A 7,552-nucleotide genomic window follows, 5' to 3' on the forward strand; every position below is an offset into this window, starting at 1 on the left:
ACTAGAAACTAGAAACTAGAAACTAGAAACTAGAAACTAGAAACTAGAAACTAGAAACTAGAAACTAGAAACTAGAAAAAATAGAGGGTTAGCGTTTTTCGTCAACCCTTTTCTTATTTCAACACTTCTGTTTCACGTGAAACATAATTATGACCTGTGACTTTATTCGTAGTTTAACCAGAATACGCCGAGTGCCAATCTCGCCATACTGGGTCAAAGCCTTTGGCTCGAATCATATCTTCCACAGAGCAAGCACTTCGTTCATCACTGATCTCAAATTGCTCGAGTTCAACATCATCCATCGCATAACCACCCGGCTGAGTTTTCGATGCCGCAGACATACTGGTGATGCCTAACGGCAATGCGTTATCTCTAAACTTAGGCGACTCACGAGTCGATAACGACAACTCCACTTCTGGATTCAACAAACGATAAGCACAAATTAACTGAACAAGCTGCTTATCCGTCATGACTGATTTTGGCTGCTTTCCGTTTGAAGAACTGGCTCCCTCACAAGGACGCAAACGCGGGAAAGAAATCGAGTAACGAGTCTGCCAATATGTGCGCTCAAGATAGTCCAAGTGCGCTGCCACATAGAAGCAATCTGTACGCCACTCTTCCAATCCTATCAATGCGCCAATACCGATCTTATCGATGCCCGCTTTTGCGAGGCGATCGGGTGTATCCAATCGGTATTCGAAATCCCTCTTATTACCACGCAAATGGTGCTCGGCATACGTCGAAGGATGATACGTTTCTTGATAGACCATCACCGCATCCAAACCCAATGTCTTGAGCTCAGCGTATTCGTCTTGATCTAGCGGCTGTACTTCCATCGACAAATAGTTAAAGCGTTGTTTAATCATCGGCACCATTTCGCGGAAGTATTTCATTCCAACTTTTGTCTCATGTTCGCCAGTCACCAGCAATACGCTATCGAACTTCATGCGTTTAATGGCTTCAACTTCTGCAGTCACTTCGTCCCGATTCAAGGTACGACGCTTGATTCTGTTCTCCATTGAGAAGCCACAATAAGTACAGGCATTGGCGCACAAGTTAGAAAGGTACAATGGAATGTAAAGCGACATGGTATTACCAAAACGCTTGCGAGTTGCCGAGTATGATAACTGCGCCATTTGCTCTAAGTACGCTTCAGCTGCGGGTGAAATTAGCGCTTTAAAGTCTTCCAAATCACGCTTGGGTTTATTCAATGCCCACTCAACATCTTGTGCTGTTTTCGCGTAGATCGACATCGAAATGTCATCCCAATTAAGCTGCTTAAATTGTTCAACGAAACTCATGTTTTCCTCGCTTAATAGCTAAACTAATCTAGGACTAAAGCTCGTCTAGGAATGACGTCAGTGGACTCGACGCAACCGCCTGAGAAACCTTACTAGCCAGACCGGCTTCATAAGCCATACGCCCCGACTCTACCGCCAACTTAAATGCCTTAGCCATCGCAACGGGGCTGCTCGAAGTTGCGATCGCGGTATTGACGAGCACAGCATCCGCACCCATTTCCATCGCACGCGCGGCATGTGAAGGAGCGCCAATACCCGCATCGACAACCACTGGAACATTAGCTTGGTCGATAATGATCTCTAGGAAATCGTGAGATACTATCCCTTTGTTGGAACCAATCGGCGCACCTAATGGCATGACTGCAGCGCAGCCTGCTTCTTCCAATCGTTTACACAGAACCGGATCGGCATGACAGTAAGGAAGTACAATAAATCCTTCACGAACCAGCTGCTCAGCGGCTGCAAGTGTCTCAATAGGATCAGGCATCAAGTACTTCGGGTCTGGATGAATTTCCAGCTTTAGCCAGTTGGTACCCAACGCTTCTCGAGCCAAATGCGCAGCAAATATTGCATCTTTAGCATTCTTTGCACCTGAGGTGTTCGGCAATAAGTTCACCCCCGCTTTAACTAACGGCAGTAAGATATCGTCTTGTGGGTCGTTCACATCCACACGCTTCAACGCCATAGTCGCAAGTTGAGAACCCGACACTTGAATCGCTTCTGCCATCAATCGGCTGTTGGCAAACTTCCCTGTTCCCGTGAACAGCCTTGATTCGAATTGTTTATCACCAATGTTAAGCATCGATGTTAACCCCCTGCGATCGCTTGAAACAAAGAGATTCTATCTCCCTGTGAAAGAATTGTGCTAGCCCACTCACTGCGCGGCACAATCTTGTTATTAATTGCAAACACACAGCCCATTTCAGGCAGCGCAAATTGACTAATGATTTGCTGTAGATTCGACTCACTGGCAACTTGATGCGACTGGTCATTGATGACAATGGTGATCACAACCAAGTCAGCAGCGTTCATTTGTGTTGTTTTTTGTTCTGATAAGATCATTGCTTCCAACTCTCATAGTTCTACCCATTACTCGTAAGCTAAATTTGAGCGCAAACTTGGCACTGTTTATCTTGGCTTATCGCTATGGTTTGCCATTGCAGTTTCAATCCATCAAACAGATGCAGCTTGGTAGTCTCAACATGAAACTTTCCCGTCGCCAGTTTTTGAATTGCCGCTATCGCTTGGTAATTGCCAAGTGTACCAACCACCGGGCCGACAACACCGCTCTCACTGCACTTTTGACTTTGTGGTAATTCATCGAACGGATACAAACAGCGGTAACACGCTATATTCTGCGCTTCTTGTTCACTTGGTATTTGGTAATCAAAGACAGCGAATTGCCCTTGCCAACCAATTGCCGCCGCTGAGATGAGCGGCGTATTTTGTTCGAAACAAACTTGGTTAACTAGCTGGCGCGTTGGCATGTTATCGGTGCAGTCCAAAACCATATCCGCTAGCATCACTTCAAGCTGCAGCTGTGCTTTATCTAATCGCTTATTGAGAGCACGAATTTGAATCATAGAATTTAGTTCAGTGAGTTGCTTTACAGTCGCTTCTGTTTTGGCAACTTGGAGGTCTTGTTCACGATAAATGATCTGACGTTGTAGGTTACTGCTCTCAACTTCATCATCATCAACCACAACCAATTTACCTACGCCCGCTGATGCCAAGTACAAACTCGCTGCACTGCCTAACCCACCACAACCGATGATCAGCACATGCGATTTGCTCAAACGCTCTTGCCCACCTTCAGTAATTTCGGGAAGAGCGATTTGGCGCTGATAGCGAAGGAACTGCTTATCCGTGAGCATGCTCGCCTCTCTTGGTATCCGTCAATTCACCATTCTGATCAGTAAACGTTAGTTGTCTTGCCTTCATCAGTTGTGCAAAAAACTCGATAACGGACTGAGGTGATTCTGCCAACGTAATAGCACGCACAACCGCCAAACTAGAAACACCCGTTTGCCACACTTGGTCAGCGTTAGATTGGTCAATGCCACCAATTGCGACCGTCGGAAAACCGAGTAAATCGCTACTCACTATTTTGCCTTTTGAAGGACGAAAAGCCGACTCTGTGTTTGCATAAGGAATGCTTTCAATTAGCTTTTGATACAATGCCAGACGCACCAAACCTTGTGGTTTCGATGGCATCTGTTTGGTGGTGGTTGGAAAGATATGCCCTAGCGCGATGTAACTAGGATGAATTTGTACGATGCGCAGTAGCTCATAATAACCATGAGTAGAAAGACCTAGACGAATGCCAGCTTTAGTTATCTGAGCCAAATTCGATTCTTCTATGTCTTCTTGTCCTAGGTGAACGCCATAGGCGCCATGCTTGATTGCCAACTGCCAATAGTCATTGATGAATACTTGTGCTTGATAGTGACGACCTAGCTCAATTGCTCGAATGATCTGTTGTTCCAAGTCGGCTTGTTGTGGGTTCTTGATTCGTAGTTGAATCGTGTTAATGCCTAAAAGCAGTAAACGTTCAATCCAAGCGACATCATCAACGACTGGGTAGAGCCCCAGACTTTGCTTAGTTAACGTTGGAAAGCTAATGCACTCTCCTTGTGCTGACCAACCAACTTGAATACCGAGTCGGTTATCTTCCAGTACAGGTGTGGGGAAATAATCAAATTGATCAGCCCACTGAGTAGATCGTCCCTCGTCAAGGTTGTCATTCAACAGTGTTTCACGTGAAACATTCGCTTGTTGAGTTAGCATTCCTCGAGCAAGTGTTAACGCGTCTTCGATAGGAAAATCAAGTACTGTCAGCGTTACTGTCCAAGCAAGGTGATGTTCGGGAGCGAACATTGCTTTAAGTTTGGACTTAACAGAAAGCGCTCTCACTTCGTTGTTAATTGGATGACGCCAGATATCAAGCTGAAGCACTTGCTCCTTTTCATCGGATACCTGCGTATCAGCAATGCCAATATAAATCGCTTTCGACGGTTGCTTAGCACACGCTTCTACCGATAAAGCAGAGCGGTAATAGAGCACAAATGAACTCTCATGCTCAGAATCATAACCATTAATAAGATCGGTCGTTATGTGTGTGGTCTGTTGGTCGCGAACAAGCTGAATAGATTGAGTTGAGCTCACACCCAACTCAATGTCTTCAATGCTAAAACCCTGTTCTTTCGCCAACAATAAACATTGCTGAACTAAACCTGTTAGTTCAATTAACGATGACGGAATAAGGATTTTGCGCATTAGTCACTTACCTTGGCATGTGCTGCTGGGTGGTATAACTCAGAACCTGTATCTCTAAACTCTTGCGATTTTTGACGCATTCCTTCAAGAGGATCATCAAGCATTTTGATCGAGATAGCTTGGTCCGCAGCAACTTGCTCAGTGTCTTTCGCGTACTCTCGTACCTCTTGTGAAATCTTCATCGAGCAAAACTTAGGGCCGCACATGGAACAGAAGTGAGCAACTTTTCCAGACTCTTGAGGCAAGGTTTCATCATGGAAAGCGCGCGCGGTATCTGGGTCGAGTGACAAGTTGAATTGGTCTTCCCAGCGGAACTCAAAGCGTGCCTTCGAAAGTGCGTTATCACGAACTTGTGCACCAGGGTGTCCCTTAGCCAAATCAGCAGCGTGCGCAGCAAGCTTGTAAGTGATCATACCTACCTTCACGTCTTCTTTGTTTGGTAAGCCGAGATGCTCTTTAGGAGTTACGTAGCAAAGCATCGCACAGCCATACCAGCCAATCATAGCAGCGCCAATACCTGAAGTAATATGGTCGTAACCAGGGGCGACGTCTGTCGTCAGTGGACCAAGAGTGTAGAACGGAGCTTCGTGGCAGTGCTCTAACTGCTCTTGCATGTTCTCTTTGATCATGTGCATTGGAACATGACCAGGGCCTTCGATAATCACCTGAACATCGTATTCCCATGCAATCTTGGTTAACTTACCAAGGGTCCGAAGCTCAGCAAACTGCGCCTCATCGTTAGCATCGGCAACCGAACCTGGACGCAAACCATCACCGAGAGAAAGTGCCACATCATACTTAGCGCAAATTTCACAGATCTCTCGGAAATGAGTGTATAAGAAGCTTTCTTGGTGATGCGCTAAACACCATTTAGCGATGATAGAACCGCCACGAGAAACGATGCCGGTAACACGTTTTGCTGTCATTGGTACATAGCGAAGTAATAGGCCAGCATGGATAGTGAAATAATCTACCCCTTGCTCAGCTTGCTCAATTAGAGTATCGCGCATCACTTCCCAATTAAGATTTTCTGCAACCCCATTCACCTTCTCCAGCGCTTGGTACATAGGTACGGTACCAATAGGAACAGGACTATTGCGTAGAATCCACTCGCGAGTTTCATGAATATTACGTCCAGTAGAGAGATCCATGACAGTATCGCCACCCCAGCGCGTTGCCCAGACGAGCTTCTCTACTTCTTCCTCAATCGAAGACGTCACCGATGAGTTACCAATATTGGCGTTTACTTTGACCAAAAAGTTACGTCCAATAATCATTGGCTCGGATTCTGGATGATTGATATTAGAAGGGATAATAGCACGACCTTCGGCGACTTCTTTGCGCACAAACTCTGCGGTAATGTCTTTGGGAAGATTCGCTCCGAAGCTTTGACCCGGATGCTGTTGATTTAGCACTTCATCACGATATTGAGCACGGCCCATATTTTCACGCAAGGCGATATATTCCATTTCTGGGGTGATAATGCCTTTGCGAGCATAGTGCAATTGAGTTACGCACTGCCCACTTTTGGCACGTCGAATACGCGGTAAGTTACCGTAGCGAAGATCATCTAGCGTTTCATCTTCTAGGCGCTCTTTGGTGTATACCGAGCTTACTTCATCAAGTAGTTCAGTATCGGCACGCTCTGCAATCCACCCTTCTCTAAGCTTAGGTAAACCGCTGTAAAGGTCTATAGTATGATTTGGGTCTGTGTATACACCAGAGGTGTCGTAAACGCGTACTGGCTCATTAGGGGCGAAAATAGGCGCTTCTTTTGTGCCTCCAATAAGGCTGTCGGCGAGTGATATTTCACGCATTGGCACGCGTATATCGGGACGTGAACCCTCTATGTAAACTTTGCTTGAATTTGGGTAGGGTTGTACCGAGAGTGTATCAATGAACTGTTTTGCTTCCAGTCTGGCTTGCTTGCGACTCGACATAGCATTTTTCCTTGCTTTGTAATTAGTTTGGATAAAAATGCTTGGCGGAAAGATGCGACAAGAGGTTCCAAGACAACCACAAATGTGTTGCTTGAATATAGATAGATCACTGGCAGGGAAATATAGTGATCTCTTCTCCTGTTCCCTTCGCAGATTCTAATCTGATCAGGTTCAACGGATCCCGAATTAACGGTCTCAGCCTTATGGCACTCCGACAAGTAGAATCAGTATATAAAAACGACTTGGTTAAACCAAGTCAACTTGAATAAAATTTACCTATTTTTTTAGCTGCGTATTAATAACTGAAAGCCAAGCCATGCAGCAGAAATGCTTAATACGACATTCAACACAACGTTTAGTCCCATCTTTAAGAAAGCACCCTGCTGCATAAGCAACACGTTGTCCATCGAAAAGGTAGAAAAGGTTGTGAGTGCCCCCAAAAAGCCCAAACCAATGATTTGACGCCATGGGTCAGTAGTCAACAGTTCTGTCTCAAACGCAGCGATTAATAGGCCCATAATAAACGAACCAACAACGTTTACCGTAAGCGTACCGTATGGAAAGCCACGACCAAATAGCATGACACAAAGTTCAGAAACTAAGTAACGGGAACAGGCACCAAGTGCACCACCCAATGCAATAAAACCTAAAATAGCAGCTTGTCCCATAATTTCCCCTTAATAATTAATGGCCATATTGTCGCCACCTTTGTTATAGATAATTGATAAATAATTAGAAAATTACAAGAGATAAACGTTATTATATTTGTGATATTAAAAAAGTTACAGGCGTCACTTATTGTACTTACTAGACGTTACAGGTTTTTGCACCAATCAACTACTATATCTATCGATATAAAATTACAGGCAATAAAAAAGCTCATATCTTTCGATATGAGCTTTCTAAATGTGGCAGGGGTGGAGAGATTCGAACTCCCAACACGCGGATTTGGAATCCGCTGCTCTGCCAATTGGAGCTACACCCCTATTTTCTACAGTCTGTAGATTTGACAAAACCTTGCATTGCAAGGTTTCT

General features: G+C 45.0%; 7 protein-coding genes, 1 tRNA gene and 1 riboswitch. All 8 genes read right to left on the bottom strand.

From position 1 onward, the window contains the following. Nucleotides 1–173: 173 nt before the first annotated feature. Nucleotides 174–1,301, bottom strand: coding sequence for a 2-iminoacetate synthase ThiH (gene thiH, locus VSA01S_RS18840; protein WP_039981550.1), 1,128 nt, complete (start codon nt 1,299–1,301; stop codon nt 174–176). A 34-nt stretch (nt 1,302–1,335) separates the two neighbouring features. Continuing rightward, nucleotides 1,336–2,103, bottom strand: a complete 768-nt coding sequence (locus VSA01S_RS18845) for a thiazole synthase (RefSeq protein ID WP_039981552.1) — start codon at nt 2,101–2,103, stop codon at nt 1,336–1,338. A gap of 5 nt (nt 2,104–2,108) precedes the next feature. Continuing rightward, on the bottom strand, nt 2,109–2,363 hold the full coding sequence (gene thiS, locus VSA01S_RS18850) for a sulfur carrier protein ThiS (protein ID WP_039981554.1): 255 nt from the start codon (nt 2,361–2,363) through the stop codon (nt 2,109–2,111). Nucleotides 2,364–2,401: 38 nt separating this feature from the next. Next, nucleotides 2,402–3,175 (bottom strand): HesA/MoeB/ThiF family protein, encoded by a 774-nt coding sequence (locus tag VSA01S_RS18855; protein ID WP_039981556.1) that lies wholly within the window; start codon nt 3,173–3,175, stop codon nt 2,402–2,404. Next, nucleotides 3,162–4,577 (bottom strand): thiamine phosphate synthase, encoded by a 1,416-nt coding sequence (locus tag VSA01S_RS18860; protein WP_039981558.1) that lies wholly within the window; start codon nt 4,575–4,577, stop codon nt 3,162–3,164. Before VSA01S_RS18860 ends, VSA01S_RS18855 begins: the two co-directional genes overlap by 14 nt. Next, nucleotides 4,577–6,517, bottom strand: a complete 1,941-nt coding sequence (gene thiC / locus VSA01S_RS18865; protein WP_039981560.1) for a phosphomethylpyrimidine synthase ThiC — start codon at nt 6,515–6,517, stop codon at nt 4,577–4,579. Before thiC ends, VSA01S_RS18860 begins: the two co-directional genes overlap by 1 nt. A gap of 125 nt (nt 6,518–6,642) precedes the next feature. Continuing rightward, nucleotides 6,643–6,741: riboswitch (TPP riboswitch) on the bottom strand. Nucleotides 6,742–6,801: 60 nt separating this feature from the next. Beyond that, nucleotides 6,802–7,185: a fluoride efflux transporter CrcB gene (gene crcB, locus VSA01S_RS18870; RefSeq protein WP_039981563.1), complete on the bottom strand. Its 384-nt coding sequence runs from the start codon at nt 7,183–7,185 to the stop codon at nt 6,802–6,804. Nucleotides 7,186–7,426: 241 nt separating this feature from the next. Beyond that, nucleotides 7,427–7,503 (bottom strand) — tRNA-Trp (locus VSA01S_RS18875). Between the last annotated feature and the right edge of the window lie 49 nt (nt 7,504–7,552).

Origin of the sequence: Vibrio sagamiensis NBRC 104589, assembly GCF_007990935.1 — a bacterium.
GTDB lineage: Bacteria > Pseudomonadota > Gammaproteobacteria > Enterobacterales > Vibrionaceae > Vibrio > Vibrio sagamiensis.